The following is a 15,774-nucleotide window of genomic DNA, read 5'->3' on the forward strand; positions in this document are numbered from 1 at the left end:
CGATCCTCCCAGCCGCCGCTTCGGCTCGGCTCGGGGTCATTCCTCCTCGGGTTGGGGCGGGCGCATGATGATCTCGTCCACCCCGACGTCGTGGCCGTCGGCGCATCTGACCTGTGCCGTCACGGCCTCGCCGCAGCCGGCGTGCGTCAGCATGACCTGGCGGCCCTCCTCGCCGGGCAGGTAGGTCTCGCCCCATTCCATGAGCCCGACGAGGGTCGGCGCGAGGTCCTGGCCCATCTTCGTCAGGTGGTACTCGTAGCGGGTGCGCTGCCCGGGCTCCTGGTACGGCTCCCGGCTGAGCAGGCCCGCCTTGACCAGGTGGCGCAGGCGTGCGGTGACGGCCGATTCGGTCATCTCGAGATTGCGGACGAAGTCGCCGAACCGGTTGGTCCCGAAGTAGGCCTCGCTTAGCACGAGCACCGCCGACGGCGGGCCGAGCGCGGCCAGCGTCCTCGCGACCGGGCAGTTCTGCATCGACCAGCTGTCACGGTCGGCGAAGTGCCCTTCAAGTGCGATTGTCACCCGTCCACTATAAACCTGCTGACTTCGCTTGACCAAAGTCAGCCCGCTCGCTAGCCTCCCTGACTATGGTGGAACAAAGTCAGGTACGCCGCCAGGCGCGTCTCGGGCCGGTGCTCGCGGTGCTCTCCGTCGCCTCCTTCATGGCGGGCCTCGACCTGTTCATCGTCAACGTCGCGTTCAACGACATCGGCCGGGACTTCGCCGGCCATCCGATGGCCGACCTGTCCTGGGTCCTGAACGGGTACGCGATCGTGTTCGCCGCGCTGCTCGTCCCGCTCGGACGGCTCGCCGACCGCTACGGCCGCAAGCGCGGGCTCATCGCCGGGCTCGCCGTCTTCACCCTCGCGTCCCTGGCCTGCGCCGTCGCGCCGTCCCTGTGGTGGCTCGTCGCGTTCCGCGTCGTCCAGGCCGCGGGCGCCGCCGCGCTCATCCCGACCAGCCTCGGACTCCTGCTGTCGGCGTACCCGGCCGCCCGCCGGGCCGGCGCCGTCCGGATCTGGTCCGCGTCCGCCGCGGTCGCCGCCGCGGCCGGGCCCGCCTTCGGCGGCGTCCTGGTCGACCTCTCCTGGCGCTGGGTCTTCTTGGTCAACATCCCGATCGGGATCGCCGTGATCCTGCTCGCGCTCAAGTTCGTCCCCGGCCCCCGCGTCGTCTCCGACTCCCGCGAGGGCGCCGCGGCCCGCGTGCCCGATCTGCCGGGCACCGCGGTGCTCACCCTCGCGGTCGCGCTGCTCGCCCTCGGCCTCGTGAAGATCAACGACTGGCCGGGCGAGCGGACCACCGTCGTCATCGCCGCGGCCCTCCTCGGCCTCACCTGGTTCTGGCTCCGCTCGCTCCGCCACCCGGCACCGGTGATCGAGCCGTCCCTGCTCGCCGTGCGCACGTTCTCCTGGTCGAACGCGGCGATCCTGCTGTTCAGCGTCGCGTTCGCCGCCAACCTCCTGCTCGGCGTCCTGTGGATGCAGCAGATCTGGCATTACTCGCCCATCAGGACCGGGCTCGCCGTCGCGCCCGGCCCGCTGATGGTGCCGATCATGGCGATCGTCGCCGGACGGCTCGCCGCCGCGCGGGTCCCCGTCGGTCTGATCACCGCCGTCGGGTGCATGCTCTGCGCGTTCGGCGTCGTCATGATCGCGATGAGCCTCGGCCCGGCGCCCGCGTACGCGTCCGAGCTGCTGCCGGGCTGGCTCATCGGCGGGACGGGCGTCGGCCTCGCCCTCCCCACCATCCTGTCCGCAGCCGCCGTCGACCTGCCGTCCCACCGCTACGCCACCGGCAGCGCCGTCGTGAACATGAGCCGCCAGATCGGCAGCGTCCTCGGCGTCAGCCTCGCCGTCGCCGTCCTCGGCACCCCGCACGGCTACCCCGACGCGCACAGCGGATTCGTGAACGCCTGGCTGATGGTCGCCGGGTTCATGGCGGTCGCAGCGATCGCCGCCCTTGGCATGACCCCGCGCCGACCCAGGCCGTCCTCGCCCACCGTCCCCGAGACAGAAACGGAAGTGGTCGCCGGCACCTCATAGCCCCCACACCAGCTTCACAACACCACAGCCCGGGGCACCGGACGAAACCTTGACCCGGACCCGAAAGGTCCGGTTCGCCCGGCCGCCCCGCAGCACAACAGGCACCTCATCCGGAGGAGGTGCCTGTTGTGATGTCCGCCGACGTCCGCCGATGTCCGCCGACGTCGGAGCCGGGGCGCGAGAACGCCGCCGCGATCGTCCAGGGGTGGATCGTCCGGGTCGATCACCAGGGCGGACCGTCAAGGCGGGGCGTCAGGGCGGGCCGTACGGGGTGGTCGTCCGGGAGGCGGGGGGGTCCTGGCGGGGGGTCAGGGTGGGACGTCCGGGGTGGGGTGTCCGGGGGGATCATCGGGGCGGGGCGGGCGGGGTGGACCGTCTGGACGGGTCGTCCGGGCGGGCGGGTCGCCGGGCTTGTTCTCCAGGGACTTCAGCTCGGCGCCCAGCCCGTCCAAGATGGGCGCGAGCCTTCGTAACTCGGCCAGGTGCACGACGGTCAACTCCGTCAGCACGCGGTCGGCGGCGGCCGTCAGCCGCACCCGGATCACCCGGTTGTCGTCCTGGTCGCGTTCCCGGCTGACCAGGCCCGCCGTCTCCGCCCGGTTGACGAGCTCCACGGTGCTGTGATGGCGGAGGAGTAAGTAGTCGGCCAGATTGCCGATCGTCGGGGGTCGTTCGGGACCGTGGCCCTTCACGGCGAGCAGTAACTGGTGCTGCGCCGGAGTCAGGCCCGTCGCTCGTGCCGCCGCCTCGCTCCAGCGCAGGTAGCGCCGCAGCCCGGTGCGGAAAGCCAGCAGAGCGGCGAAGTCCTCCTGGGTAAGTTCCTGCACGGGGCTCCCGTTCCATGGACGCGAACGTCCAGCGTTCGGTGCTGAGATGGTACTTCACTCCGCATATCCGGGCAGGTGGACCGGCGCTTTCGATGGGTGGCCGCCGCCGGTCATCAGACCGCGATTCGCCCAGGTCGCCGGACTTGTCCACACTGTTTCCGGACTGTCCCGCCGCCGTCCGGCCGCGACCGGCCGCGGCCAAAGCCCGGGCCGCCGGCCGCGCGTACCCCTGACTCGCGCGGTCACGGCGTTTATGGTTACGCCGTGAGGATTCCGCGAAATAGTTGGATTGTGCCCGCATTGCCCGGGCCGGGGATCGTGAGGTGCGGTTGTGGGTGCCGGTAGGGTTTCCCGGATTCTGGCCGCGGGCGTCCTCGCGGGCGGGCTGCTGGTGGGGTGCGGGCAGGGCGGCGACGAGTCGCTTCTCGACAAGTCGACGCTGGTGGTCGGCGTCCGGCCGGACCTGCCCGGGCTCGGCGTGCGGCACCCGGACGGACGGTTCGAGGGCTTCGACATCGACGTGGCCCAGTACGTGGCGGACCGGCTGGGGAAGAAGGTCAGGTTCGTCCAGGCGCTGGCGTCCGAGCGGATACCGATCCTGACGTCGGGCCGCGCCGACATGGTCCTCGCGACGCTGTCGGTCACGCCCGAGCGCAAGACGGAGATCGCGTACGCGGGGCCGTACTACATGTCGTACCAGGACGTGCTGGTGCGCTCCGACGAGCGCGGCGTCAAGGGCGTGCGGGATCTGCGCGGACGCAGGTTCTGCGCGGTCGAGGGGGCGGATCCGACGAAGCGGCTCCTGGCGATCAACGGGATGACCGCCGAGATCGTCCAGGCCAGGGACTACGACGAGTGCATGGCCATGATCAAGCAGCGCCGGGTGGACGCCATCACGACGAACGACGTGATCCTGGCGGGCCTCATCCGGCGGGAGGGCGGCGGGTTCCGGCTGGTGAACGCGCGGATCAGCGAGCAGAACACCGGGATCGGAATCCAGCAGGGCGACCCGGACGGCTGCGAGGCGCTCAACCGCGCCATCACCCGGATGTACCAGGACGGGACGGCCGCCAAGCTGATGCGCAAATGGTTCGACGGCACCGGCATGGACCTGTCGATCATCGAGATCCCCCAGTTCGAGGGCTGCGTCTAGTCCGCCGTCGGTTCGCCGTGCGGCTGATCCGGTCAGGTGGCGCGGTCGAGGATCAGGTGCAGCTCGTCGGCGCGGCGTCCGGCGATCGTGCCTTGCCGGGCGCGGACGGCGATCCGCTGGTGGAGGCGGCCGACGTCCGCGCGGCGGTGTTCGAGCGGCGTCCAGGGACGGTCCAGGATCTGCTCGATCACCTTCGTGAGGTCCAGGCCGACGTCGCCGCGGACGTCGCCGGCATCGACGCCCCGGCTCACGGAGAGCCGGAGCCTGACCAGCGCGTCATGCAGACGCGTCTCGGGAGACTCGGGCGGCGCCACCGGGGTGGACGGAGCCCGTCCTGGATCGTTCGGCGGCGGGGTGAGCGGGGGAGACGCCGCGTGGAGCGGCAGCAGCCGGCCGGGCGGACCGCCGCCGTCGAGCGTGTCGCCGATCCCGGCGACGAGGGTGGCCGCGGCGACGATCGTGGCGGCGACGCCCGCGAGCGCGAGCCAGGGCAACCGGAACCCGCGGCCCGGCCGCGCCCGCTGCTCCCGCCGCCCGGCCATCATGCGCGCTCGCCCGTCATGTCTGGATCGTCGCGAGGACGCGGTTCAGCTCGGCGGCGACGTCCCTGGACAGGGCGCGCTCCCGCTGCCGGGCGACGATCTTGTCCTGGAGCAGGGCGATCCGCCGGCTCACGGTGCGCCGGTTCGCCTTGCGGCTCCGGTCGGAGGTCAGGTCGTTCTCCAGGTTCGTGATCAGGTTGTTGAGGTCGATGGCGGCGTCGGACCGGATCTCACCCGAGGTGTAGCCGCGGCTCACGATCGGGCGGAGCCGTCCGACCGCTCCGGTCACGTCGCGCGCGGCGGTGTCGGCCGGGGACGGCGGCGGCACGGTGACGGGGGAGCGCGGCGCCGACACGAAGATCGCGACGGCGGCGGTGACGGGGATGGCGATCACGAGGGCGATCGCCGCCAGCCGGACGCCCGCCGCGTTGCGACGCGGTGGCGGCGGCGGACGCATGGCCCTCGTCCGGTGGTCGCGGGCCGGGCGGGCCGGGCGGGCCGGTGCGGTTCCGCGTGCGGGGGCGTCCGCGAGGCTCTTCCTCGCGGTGAACGCCGCGTTCGACGGCCCGTCATCGCGGTTGAGGAGTCTGGCGACGTCCCTCGCGAACGGACCGTCCACGATCGTCGCGGCGAGGCAGCGCGCTGCGATGGCGGCCGGTTCGCCGGACGCCCCGGCCGGCAGGCAGGCGGAGATGACGGCGCCAAGAGCGCGCACATCGGCCGCCTCCCCGCCACCGTCGGCGTTGGCGTTGGCGTCGCGGAGGCCGCGGGCTATGCCGCCGATGCCGGTATCGATGATCTTCACGTCGCCGCCGACGAGCACGACCCTGCGCGGGTTCAGGTCGCCGTGTGTCACTCCGGCCTTGTGCGCGGCGTCCAGCGCACCCGCGATCTGCGCGCACACGTCGACGGTCTCGGACGCGGTGAGCGGGCCCTGGCGCAACCTCTCGGCAAGTGTCTCGCCGTCCAAGAACTCGGTCACGACATAGGACACGAGACGCCCGGACGCGTCGCGCGTCCGGTCGCTGTCGTAGACCGTCTCCAGCGCCGGATGCGAGAGGCCCGCCGCCCGGTTGACGCCCTCCTGGAACGCGCGCCGCAGGTCGGTGCGCGCGGACGCCAGCAGCTTCACCGCGACGGGACGTCCGAGCAGCTCGTCCCAGGCACGCCAGACCTCCATCGACTCGCCGTCCCACCGGCCACGAGCGGCTCTCCGGAGACGAGCGCCCGCGCTGGGACGAGAGGCTCTGCGGGGACGAACGGCCTTGCCCGTACGAACGGCCGTGCCGGTACGAGAGGGCCTGCCCGTGGACGAGTCGAGGCGCTCCACGAGACGGTAACGCTCCGTCAGCCGCAAGCCCGATTCCACTCGAACCAACCCTCGTCGCGCTTCCAGGCCAGGCGCCTTCCCCGGCGTACCAGCTGATACGCGCCGTCCGGCGGACGGGTTCGACAAGGCGGTGAAATGGCCTGGAAGTACGACAAGATGTCAGCAAGTGGTGATGTTGAGATTCCAGTGGGTAACTGGGAAGATTTGTGGCTCATGTACCCCCAAGCGGGCAGGGGTGACGATGACCGAAGTTTCCACAGTCGTTCCTATCGCTCTTCTCGCCTTGGCGGTGCTTCCGGGGCTGCATTTCGATCAGATCCGCGGCGGCCGGGAGAGGGGTCGCACGGGAGGCGCGCGCCCGCAGCTCGCTCGCGTGGTCGTCGCCGGCACGCTGATCACCGCAGGGACGCTGATGGTCCTCGGCCTGCTGGGACGGGAGTCGCAGCTGAGCCTGCGCCGCCTCCTGGACGAGAACGCCGCGACGCTCCACTCCCCGCTGGTCGCGGCCTGGTCGATCACCTGCTTTCTCGGGTTGTCTCTGACTTTGTCCGCATTTGCGGCAGTTGTCATGATTCGTCTGGAGAACCATCCGGGTCCTTTCCCCGCCGTGTCCCGTATGTCGGCCGCCGCGCGCACCGACTACTCGGATCGCGACATCGAACTCGAAATCACGTTGAACAGCGGCCAGACGTTTCGCGGAATGCTGGGCGAGGAATGCGCCGCCGCGGTCGGCGGGCAGGGCGTCCGCTTCATCGTCCTGTACGGACCGATCTTCCAGCTCGACGGCCACGGGAAACCGCTGCCGCTGGACGCCCTGCATTGGGACCAGATGATCGTCCCTACCCGCGCGGTCGTGAGCGTCCTGCTGCGTCCGATCGAGGAGCAGCCGCCGCCTCCGCCGGTCACGTTCCGGGGCGTCCCGTCACGGCACTCCGCACCGCGCACGAATCTCACCGACCAGCTCAAAACGCTGGTCGAGCGATGCTACGAGTGCCGCCTCGCGCCGCGCGCCCTGGCGAAGGTCCTGGCCGTGCAGATCGTCCTCATCGCACTGGTCGGCGCCCTGTCCAGCGCACTCTCCTGACCTCCGCGCCCGCCCGCGCGTTCGGCGTGCATGCGCGGTGCGGCGGTCAGACGACCGCCGCGGAAGGCGCGGTGCGCCAGGCGGTCAGCAGTTCGCGGAGGCGCTCCTCATAGCGGACGATGTTCGCGGTCTTGACGTCCTCGTAGCCGCGGATCATGTCGGGCAGCTCCGCGATCTGCACGGCGAGGTCGTGCTTCGCCTGTCCGGCGCCGTCCTCCGGCCCGTCTTCCAGCGCGGTGACCAGCTCGTTCACGACGGCCAGGTAGCCGGTGACGAGGCGGCGCTCGGCGCGGCGCTGCGCCGTCATGCCGAACAGGTCGAACGGGGTGCCGCGCAGCCGCCGCATGGCGCGGAGCGCGTGGAACGCGGGCCTGGCCGTCCGGCCGAGCGCGATCTTCCTGTCGAGCCCGATCGCCCGCAGCACCGGCGGATGCAGCATGTACCGGACGGACGCGCCCGCCCCGAACTGCTCCTCCACGCGGCGCGCCAGCGCGGGGTCGAGGTGCAGGCGGGCGACCTCGTACTCGTCCTTGTAGGCCATCAGCTTGTACAGATTCCGCGCCACGGCGACCGCGAGCCGCTGCCCGTCCGGACCCGACGCACGCCCGTCCGCGCCGGAGGCGCGTTCGGCTGCGGCGACACGCATGACGGCGTTCAGGTAGCGCCTGGCCAGCGCGAGGTTCTGGTACGCGGCGAGGTCGGGGACGCGGATCCGCAGGACGCGGAGCAGCTCGCCGTCCGCGCCCGAAGCCTCGACCAGCCTCATTGCGGCCGGTGCCGTCCCGTCCAGCGGCCGGGCCGCGACCGGCGCGACAGGCTCCGGGGAGGCGGCGGGCTCCAGAGACGCGGCGGCGGCCCAGGACGGGTCGAGGACGAGCCGCCGGCCCGCGCGGAACGCCTGGACGTTCGCCGCCACCTGCACGCCGTTGAGCGCGAGCGCCTCCTCGATCGCGTCCGCCGACAGCGGCAGCAGCCCGGACTGGTACGCGGCGCCGACCACGACGAGGTTGGCCGTGGTCGTGCTCCCGAACCAGCGTTCCGCGAGGCCGAGGGCGTCGAGCGCGACGAGGCGGTCCGCGTCCGTCCGTCCGGCGATCCGCGCCACGAGGGACGCGCCCGGCGGCAGCGACGCCGCCGTGTCGGTGATCATCCGTCCGGTGGGGACCTCGCTGGTCGACACGACCGCCGCGGTGCGGCCGGGCACGCAGCGGCGCAGGTTCGTCTCGGACGTCCCCGCCAGCGAGTCGAACACGAGATAGGCGTCGGCGCCGCCCGTGCCGACCATCCCCGGACGGTCCCGGTGGACGTCGCCGATCCGCAGATGCGACACGACCGCGCCCGCCTTCTGGCTCAGCCCGGTCTGGTCGAGCGCGCGGGCGTGGCGCCCGTCGAGCAGCGCGGCCATCGCCAGGACCTGGTTGACCGTCACGACACCGGTCCCGCCGATGCCGACGAGCAGGACGTCCGCCGTCCGCGGCCGGACGTCCGGTTCGGCCAGCGCGCCGATCTCCGGCAGCGATGCGCGTGTTTCCCGCTCGCCGCCAGAGGTCACGGTGATGAACGAGGGGCAGTCGCCGTCCACGCAGGAGTAGTCCTTGTTGCAGGACGTCTGGTTGATCTGCGTCTTGCGTCCGAACTCCGTCTCGACCGGCTCCACGCTCAGGCAGTTCGACTTCACGCCGCAGTCGCCGCAGCCCTCGCACACCGCCTCGTTGATCAGCACGCGGGTCGCGGGGTCGCGGACGAGCCCGCGCTTGCGCTTCCGCCGCGTCTCCGCCGCGCACGCCTGGTCGTACAGCAGCACGGTCACGCCCGGCACGTCGCGCAGCTCCCGCTGGACGGCGTCGAGGTCGTCCCGGTGCCGGACCCGGACGCCCGGCGCCCACTTCGTCCCCCGCGCGTAGCGGGACGGGTCGTCCGCCACCACGACGATCTTCGCGACGCCCTCGGCGTGCAGCATCCGGGTGATCGCCGCCGGGTCGGAGCCGCCGTCGGCGTCCTGCCCGCCCGTCATCGCCACGGCCGCGTTGTAGAGGATCTTGAAGGTGATGTTCGTGCCGGCGGCGACGGCCTGCCGGATCGCGAGGCTCCCCGAATGGAAGAACGTCCCGTCGCCGAGGTTCTGGAACAGGTGATCGGTGTCGCTGAACGGCGCGGCCCCGACCCACATCACGCCCTCGCCGCCCATCTGCGTCGTGCCGATGCTGCGGTCGGTGAACACGGTCATGACGTGGCAGCCGATGCCGCTCGCCGCGATCGACCCGTCCGGGACGACCGTGGACCGGTTGTGCGGGCAGCCCGAGCAGAAGAACGGCGTCCGCCCGGACGACAGCAGGTTCACCGCCGGTTTCCGCGGACGCAGCACAGGGTCGCGCAGATCGACGTGCTCGGCCCCGACACGGTCGGCGAGCAGCGACGCCAGCGCCTTGGTGATCGCGTCGGCGTCGAGCCCTCCGTCGACGGGGACGAGACCGGCGCCGTCCGGTCCGTCGAGCGGAGCTCGTCCGTTGATTGGTGGTGGGTGGGGGCTGGAGGACGGTCCGTTCTTCCCGTAGACGGCGGGTCGCCCCTCCACCTCGTACAGGACGTCCCTGATCTGCGTCTCGACGAACGCGCGCTTCTCCTCCACCACGACGATCTCGCGGAGCCCGCGCGCGAACTCCCGCACCCGGCCGCCGTCCACCGGGTAGATCATCGCGAGCCGGAGCAGCCGGACGCCCCGCCGGGCCAGCGCCGCGTCGTCCAGCCCCAGACGGTCGAGCGCCTCGCGCAGCTCCAGGTACGTCCGCCCGCCGGCGACCAGCCCGATGGACGCGTCCCCGGCCGCGCCTTCTATCTGGTCCAGTCCGTTCGCGGCCGCGTACGCCGTCGCGGCCTGCAGCCGGCCTTGCAGGACTTCCGCCTCCAGCGAGGTCGTCTCCTTCAGGTCGACGCCGGGCCTGCGCGTCGGCCGCCACGGACGCCCCCGCCACTCGAACCCGGGGAGCACCGGGTCGGGCACCGGCGCCACGTCCACGATCTCGTGCGAGTCGGCGACATCGGTCACGATCTTGAAGCCCGTCCAGGCGCCGCTGAACCGCGACATCTCGAACCCGTGCCGTCCCAGCCGCAGCACGTCCCCGACCGACGCGGGCACGAGCACCGGCATGAACGCCTCGGCCAGCGCGCCCTCCGTCGCCGAAGGCAGCGTCGACGACTTGGCCGACGGGTCGTCGCCGACCACCGCGAGCACCCCGCCCCGCTCGGACGTGCCGAGCCAGTTGCCGTGCTTGAACGCGTCCAGCGACCGGTCGACGCCCGGCGCCTTCCCGTACCAGAGCCCGAAAACGCCCTGATACCGAGGCCCCGGCAGATGCTCGACGAGCTGCGACCCGTAGACGGCCGTCGCCGCCAGCTCCTCGTTGACCCCCGGCACGAACCGGATGTCGTTGCCGTCCAGCAGCCGCGCGTCCCTCATCAGCTGCTGGTCGAGCCCGCCCAGCGGCGACCCCCGGTACCCGGACACGAACCCGGCGGTCGTCCATCCCCGCCGCGCGTCCGCGCGCCGCTGGTCGAGCAGCAGCCGGACGAGCGCGTGGACGCCGCCGATCGCGATCCGCCCCCGCTCCAGTTCCAGCCGGTCACGCATCGGAGAAGCGGTGGTGCTCATGCCTGCATTGAGCCGCCCCGCTGAGCGGTGTGCAAGATGACAGAACGACAATTAACCAGATTGCTCAAGTACGACCCCGAACCACCCGCCGGAGCTGAGCATTGTGACCCGCACCACCCTTCTCGACCTGCAGATACTCCGCCGCCTGGTCGAGCAGCCCCGCATCGGCGTCACGGAACTGGCCGCCAAGCTGGGCATCGCCCGCAACACCGCGCACGCCCGCGTCGAGAGGCTCGAACGCGAGGGCGTCATCGGGCACCGCGGCCGCGAGGTCGACCTCGGCGCCATCGGGTTCGAGCTGACCGCGTTCGTCACCCTCGAAGTCGCCCAGGGCCGCCTCCGCGAGGCCGCCGCGGCCCTCTCCGCGATCCCGCGCGTCCTGGAGGTGCTGGGCATCACCGGCCAGGGCGACCTCCTGGTCCGCGCGGTCGCCCCGAACGGCAAGCAGCTCCACGAGGTCATCGACGCGATCCTCGCCTGCCCGGGCGTCCGCCGCAGCATCACCTCGATCGTCCTGACCCACCAGGTCCCCTTCCGCGTAGGCCCGCTTCTGGAGGACGAAGAGAAACGCACCCGCGAAGCCCAGAAACCCACCCGCCGCTGAACCCACGGCCGGACGCTCAGGACCGGCAGCCGACGCCCTTGCAGGTGGAAAGGATCCGCAGGCGGGCGTCCAGCTTCCTGACCAGCCGCGCGTAGCGGTCCCGGCCGTCGGCGGTGGCGAGGAGGTTGCGCAGCTGGTACGGGTCCTTCTTCAGGTCGTAGAGCTCATATTCGTGCGGACGGTCGTCGGGGGCGTACCAGCGCACATACAAGTAGCGCCCAGTGCGGACGCCCAAGAAGCTGGGCAGGTCGAACCCTTCGTCGGCGCTCCGCCGCCCCGCGGGACCGGAAGACTTCTCCTGAGCGATGCCAAGACCAGGCGTGCCGACGTACTGGACGAGCAGGTCGGTCCGCCAGTTCTTCGGCGGCGGCGCGGACCCGGCCAGCAGAGGCCGCAGCGACCGGCCGTCCATGTCGCCGGGGACGGGCCGCCCCGCGAGGTCGAGGAAGGTGGGAGCGAAGTCGATGTTCAGGACGGTGTGCCGATCGACGCCCCTGCGGACGCCGGGCCCGGCGATCGCCAGCGGGACACGAATGGACTCCTCGTAGGGCGCCATCTTGTCAAGAAGCCTGTGGGCGCCGAGGTTGTAACCGTTGTCGGAGACGAATACCAGGTAGGTGTCATCGAGCCGTCCCGTCGCCCGCAACGCGTCCACGACGCCGGCGACCATGTCGTCGAACGCCAGCAGCGTCCCCATCCGGTCGCGGAAATCGGGGTTGTTGATCTTGGTGACCGCCGCGGAGCGCTCCTCGGCGGACTTGCGCAGCCAGGCGGGCTTGTCGGAGACGTCCCGCTCTTGGAAATTGGGGCGTTCCGGCGCTCGGGCCTGGGCCCAGGGGTGGTCGCGGTAACGGCTCGGCGGCCTGAGCCCCAGATGCGGTGCGGTCGGGGAGGCGTACAGCATGAACGGCTCGCCGGACGCGGCCGACCGCTTGATGAACTCGACGGACTTGCGTGCCACGACGTCGGTGGAGTAATCGGACTCCCCGGACCCATATTGGACGAGCGTGCCGTTCTCGTTCAGCACGTAGTCGTAGCCCTTGTAGAACTTGTTGTCGGTGGCGGCATACCATTCCGTCCAGCCCGGCGGGATGTGCCGTGGCCGTTCCTCGTAACGGTTGAGGTATTTGCCGACCAGCGCCGTCCGGTACCCGGCGTCGGCCAGGCCCTTCGCAAAGGTGCGTTCCTCGTTGCCGTTGCGGACGAACGTGGGCCATCCGCCTTGGTCACCGGCGTTGGTGAGGACTCCGGAGTTGTGACCGTACTTGCCCGTCAGGAGCGCCGCGCGTGCGGGACAGCACAGCGATATCGGCACGAACGCGTTGGAGAACGTCAGCCCGCGATCGCGGATGAGCCGGGCGGTCTTCGGCAGCGCGTCCCAGTAGGGGGTGGTCGTCTCGTCCAGGTCGTCGGCCAGGAGGAACACGAAGTTCGGTTTCTTGTGTCCGGCCGCCGCCCCGGACGTCCCGCCCGGCGCGGCCAACGCCACCGGCAGCGCAACGGCACAGATCAGTAAGGCCAGTGTTCGGAGTCGATGAAGCCGTGCGGTATCCCACATAGAGCTCGCTCCCTGATTCCTGAGGGGTAATGGGATGATAAACACGGACCGAGCCCGGCTTTTCTGCCATCGCGGGCTCGACAGCGTCGGCGAGGGGGATGGAAGGGCGCGCCGTATGCCGATCGAAAGCGACCATCGCGGGTCCGATTCGCCGTACATCGCGCGCGTCTGGCGCGGGCGGACGAGCGGCGAGGAGACCATGACGTCCGTCGCGACGTCGAACTGGGAGCTCGTCTTCTGGGAGTTCGAGGGCGCCGCGCACGCCGCGCTCCGGGGGCCGGAGACGTCGGCGTCGACCGCGGAGCTGGCCGGCGATTCCGAGGCGTTCGGGATCACGTTCGCGCACGGTACGTCGATGCCGCACCTGCCGATCGCCCGGCTCGTCGACGCCGAGGTGGAGAGCCCGCACGCCGACGGGCGCGTGTTCGTCCTGCGGGGCGAGGAATGGGCGACCCCCGGTTTCGAGAGCGCGGAGGACTTCGTCCACCAGCTCGTGCGCGCGGGCGTCCTCACGCGCGACCCGCTCGTCGACGAGGTCGTGTGGGGCGGCGTCGCCAAGGTCGGGACCCGTTCCGTGCAGCGGCGCGTCGTCAGCGCGACGGGCCTGACACAGGGCGCGATCCGGCAGATCGACCGTGCCCGGCACGCCGCAGTGCTCCTCGAAGAGGGTGTGCCGTCGCTGGACGTCGTGCACCGGCTCGGCTACTACGACCAGCCGCACCTGGCGAGGTCGCTACAGCGGTTCATCGGCCGGACGGCGACGCGGCTGCGGCGGCGCGACGACGGCGACGAGCCACTGTCGCTCCTGTACAAGATCGAGGGGGACGGGCGCTTCTAGGGTCGGTGCCGTCGCGCCGACCGCGGCGCGGCACCGATCACGAGAAAGGTCCGACCCGATGTCCCAGGGCATTGTCACCTCGGCCGACGGCACCGTCATCGCCTACTCCGCGTGGGGCGGCGGCGATCCGATCGTCCTCATCGACGGCGCGACCGCCCACCGCGCCACCACCCCGGAGAACGCCCAGACCGCGGAGCTGCTCGCCGGCGACTTCCAGGTGATCAACTATGACCGCCGCGGGCGCGGCGAGAGCGGGGACACCGCCCCCTACGCGGTCGGGCGCGAGGTCGAGGACCTCGCCGCGATCATCGAGCAGGCGGGCGGCGGTGGCCCGGCGACGGTGTTCGGCTGGTCGTCCGGGGCGCTCCTCGCCCTCCACGCGGCGCAGGCCGGCGTCCCGATCGCGCGCCTGGTCCTGTGGGAGCCGCCGGTCGTCGTCGACGACGTCCGTCCGCCGCTCCCTCCCGACTATGTCGAGCGGCTCGACGCGGCCGTCGCCGGAGGCCGGCCCGGGGACGCCGTGGCGCTGTTCATGACCGCCGCCGCGGGAATGCCCGAGGACGCCGTCGCCGAAATGCGGCAGAGCGACTTCTGGCCGGGGCTCGAAGCGATCGCGCCGACGATCGCCTACGACGGCCGGATCGTCGGGGACACCATGTCCGGCAGGCCGCTCCGCGCCGGGCTGTGGGACAGGGTCGGCGTCCCCGTCCTCGTCCTCCACGGCGACGGCACCTGGCCCGCCCTCGCCGCGGGCGCGAGAGCGGTGGCCGACCACCTGCCGACCGCGACGCTGAAGGCGATCCCGGGCGAGAACCACAGCACGACCGCGGACGTCCTCGCGCCCGCCCTGCGCGGATTCACCAGGGGAGCCTGACATGGGAAAGATCGTCGTGACCGAGTTCATCTCCCTGGACGGCGTCGTCGAGGCGCCGGGCGGCGAGGACTTCAAGTACCCGAACTGGACCTTCGACTTCGACCGCGGCCCGGACGGCGAGCAGTTCAAGACCGACGAGGCCCTCGCCGCCGAGGCGCTGCTGCTGGGCCGTGCCACCTACGAGGGCTTCGCCTCCGCCTGGCCGCAGTACGAGGGCGAGCTCGCGGACAAGTACAACGGCATGCCGAAATACGTCGTCTCCGGCACGCTCACCGACCCCGGATGGCAGCACACGTCGGTGCTCTCGGGCGACCTGACCGAGGAGGTCACCCGGCTCAAGCGGGACGTCGACGGCGAGATCTCCGTGCCCGGCAGCATCCGGCTCGTCCAGGGCCTGCTCGCGCGCGATCTCGTCGACGAGATCCGCCTGATGTGGTTCCCCGTGATACTCGGCCACGGCCGCAAGCTTTGGGCGTCGACCCCGGACAAGACCGCCTGGGCCCTGACCGGGTCGACGACCTACGGTGACGGCGTCCTCGTGACCACCCACCAGCGCACCCGCTGACCACTCGGGCGGATCCACCGCCGACGCACCTGGGGCGGATTCAGCCGTCGCGCCCGGCACCGCGATCGGGTGCGCTCATGTCCCCCGTCCCGGGCGTGCCATCGGCGAGCCCGTACCGCAGGTACACGGCCCCCTTCGGAGTGGCCACCGGCGGTTCGAGGAGTGTGACGTTCGTGGGCACCGCGCCGCCGTCGAACACCTTCTTCCCGGTACCGAGCACGATCGGATGCACCCACAGGTCCAGACGGTCGAAGAGCTTCTCGCGCAGAAGGGTCTGCACGAGGTTCAGGCTCCCGACGACCTTCACGTGCTCGTGCCGGTCACGGACCTCGCGCACCGCGCCCGCCAGATCCGGGCCGAGCCGCGTGGACCCGGCCCACGACAGGTCGGGCTTGCCGCGGGAGGCCACGTACTTCGGGACGCTGTTGAACAGCGTGGCGATCTCGTTGTCCTGGCCGCCCTCCTGGTACGGCCAGAACGCGGCGAAGATGTCGTACGTCCGGCGGCCGAGCAGCAGGGCGTCCGTGCCCTCGTACGAGGCGCCGATCTGCGCCGCGGCGACGTCGTCCATCAGCGGCGCCTGCCAGCCCCCGAACGCGAACCCCAACGGGTCTTCCTCCGGGCGGCCGGGCGCCTGCCCGACCAGGTCGAGGGTCGCGAACATCTCGATATGGATGAGGCCCATGCTCCACTCCCGATGAGTTG

14 protein-coding genes are annotated in these 15,774 nt (G+C 71.5%); 7 read left to right on the forward strand and 7 right to left on the reverse strand.

Going from position 1 to position 15,774, the window contains the following annotated elements; all coding sequences use genetic code 11:
• Window positions 1-36: 36 nt before the first annotated feature.
• Window positions 37-522: a winged helix-turn-helix transcriptional regulator gene (locus tag ACH34T_RS17245; protein WP_395993134.1), complete on the reverse strand. Its 486-nt coding sequence runs from the start codon at window positions 520-522 to the stop codon at window positions 37-39.
• 65 nt (window positions 523-587) lie between these two features.
• On the opposite strand from ACH34T_RS17245, the gene ACH34T_RS17250 reads away from it, so the two are divergent.
• Window positions 588-2,045, forward strand: a complete 1,458-nt coding sequence (locus tag ACH34T_RS17250) for an MFS transporter (RefSeq protein WP_395993135.1) — start codon at window positions 588-590, stop codon at window positions 2,043-2,045.
• Between the two features lie 308 nt (window positions 2,046-2,353).
• Here ACH34T_RS17250 and ACH34T_RS17255 read toward each other — a convergent pair whose 3' ends face one another.
• Window positions 2,354-2,872 (reverse strand): MarR family winged helix-turn-helix transcriptional regulator, encoded by a 519-nt coding sequence (locus ACH34T_RS17255; protein ID WP_395993136.1) that lies wholly within the window; start codon window positions 2,870-2,872, stop codon window positions 2,354-2,356.
• A gap of 331 nt (window positions 2,873-3,203) precedes the next feature.
• Here ACH34T_RS17255 and ACH34T_RS17260 point away from each other — a divergent pair, with 331 nt between their 5' ends.
• Window positions 3,204-4,025, forward strand: a complete 822-nt coding sequence (locus tag ACH34T_RS17260; RefSeq protein ID WP_395993137.1) for a transporter substrate-binding domain-containing protein — start codon at window positions 3,204-3,206, stop codon at window positions 4,023-4,025.
• A 32-nt stretch (window positions 4,026-4,057) separates the two neighbouring features.
• Here ACH34T_RS17260 and ACH34T_RS17265 read toward each other — a convergent pair whose 3' ends face one another.
• Window positions 4,058-4,570 carry a hypothetical protein gene (locus tag ACH34T_RS17265; RefSeq protein WP_395993138.1) on the reverse strand — a complete coding sequence of 171 codons (513 nt, stop codon included), beginning with the start codon at window positions 4,568-4,570 and terminating at the stop codon, window positions 4,058-4,060.
• A gap of 13 nt (window positions 4,571-4,583) precedes the next feature.
• Window positions 4,584-5,747, reverse strand: a complete 1,164-nt coding sequence (locus ACH34T_RS17270) for a protein kinase (protein WP_395993139.1) — start codon at window positions 5,745-5,747, stop codon at window positions 4,584-4,586.
• A gap of 391 nt (window positions 5,748-6,138) precedes the next feature.
• On the opposite strand from ACH34T_RS17270, the gene ACH34T_RS17275 reads away from it, so the two are divergent.
• Window positions 6,139-6,981 carry a DUF6338 family protein gene (locus ACH34T_RS17275; protein WP_395993140.1) on the forward strand — a complete coding sequence of 281 codons (843 nt, stop codon included), beginning with the start codon at window positions 6,139-6,141 and terminating at the stop codon, window positions 6,979-6,981.
• Window positions 6,982-7,027: 46 nt separating this feature from the next.
• Here the strand turns inward: ACH34T_RS17275 and ACH34T_RS17280 are convergent, their stop codons facing one another.
• Window positions 7,028-10,630 carry an indolepyruvate ferredoxin oxidoreductase family protein gene (locus ACH34T_RS17280; RefSeq protein ID WP_395993141.1) on the reverse strand — a complete coding sequence of 1,201 codons (3,603 nt, stop codon included), beginning with the start codon at window positions 10,628-10,630 and terminating at the stop codon, window positions 7,028-7,030.
• Window positions 10,631-10,733: 103 nt separating this feature from the next.
• Between ACH34T_RS17280 and ACH34T_RS17285 the strand changes: the two genes are divergently transcribed.
• On the forward strand, window positions 10,734-11,234 hold the full coding sequence (locus ACH34T_RS17285; protein ID WP_395993142.1) for an Lrp/AsnC family transcriptional regulator: 501 nt from the start codon (window positions 10,734-10,736) through the stop codon (window positions 11,232-11,234).
• 16 nt (window positions 11,235-11,250) lie between these two features.
• Here ACH34T_RS17285 and ACH34T_RS17290 read toward each other — a convergent pair whose 3' ends face one another.
• The gene (locus ACH34T_RS17290) at window positions 11,251-12,723 is read right to left on the reverse strand and encodes a sulfatase (protein ID WP_395993143.1); all 1,473 of its coding nucleotides are present in this window, start codon (window positions 12,721-12,723) and stop codon (window positions 11,251-11,253) included.
• 184 nt (window positions 12,724-12,907) lie between these two features.
• Between ACH34T_RS17290 and ACH34T_RS17295 the strand changes: the two genes are divergently transcribed.
• From ACH34T_RS17295 to ACH34T_RS17305, 3 genes are read left to right on the forward strand one after another with little or no spacing between them, the layout of a single operon-like run.
• A complete protein-coding gene (locus tag ACH34T_RS17295; RefSeq protein WP_395993144.1) occupies window positions 12,908-13,630 on the forward strand; it encodes a helix-turn-helix domain-containing protein in 723 nt (240 codons plus the stop codon).
• Window positions 13,631-13,688: 58 nt separating this feature from the next.
• Window positions 13,689-14,504: an alpha/beta fold hydrolase gene (locus tag ACH34T_RS17300; RefSeq protein ID WP_395993145.1), complete on the forward strand. Its 816-nt coding sequence runs from the start codon at window positions 13,689-13,691 to the stop codon at window positions 14,502-14,504.
• 1 nt (window position 14,505) lies between these two features.
• Complete coding sequence (locus ACH34T_RS17305; protein ID WP_395993146.1) at window positions 14,506-15,069, forward strand: dihydrofolate reductase family protein; 564 nt, start codon at window positions 14,506-14,508, stop codon at window positions 15,067-15,069.
• A 40-nt stretch (window positions 15,070-15,109) separates the two neighbouring features.
• Here ACH34T_RS17305 and ACH34T_RS17310 read toward each other — a convergent pair whose 3' ends face one another.
• Entirely contained in the window at window positions 15,110-15,754 is a 645-nt protein-coding gene (locus ACH34T_RS17310; protein ID WP_395993147.1) for a dihydrofolate reductase family protein, read from the reverse strand.
• Between the last annotated feature and the right edge of the window lie 20 nt (window positions 15,755-15,774).

Origin of the sequence: Actinomadura sp. 9N215 (assembly GCF_044326345.1) — a bacterium.
Taxonomy (GTDB): Bacteria; Actinomycetota; Actinomycetes; order Streptosporangiales; family Streptosporangiaceae; genus Spirillospora.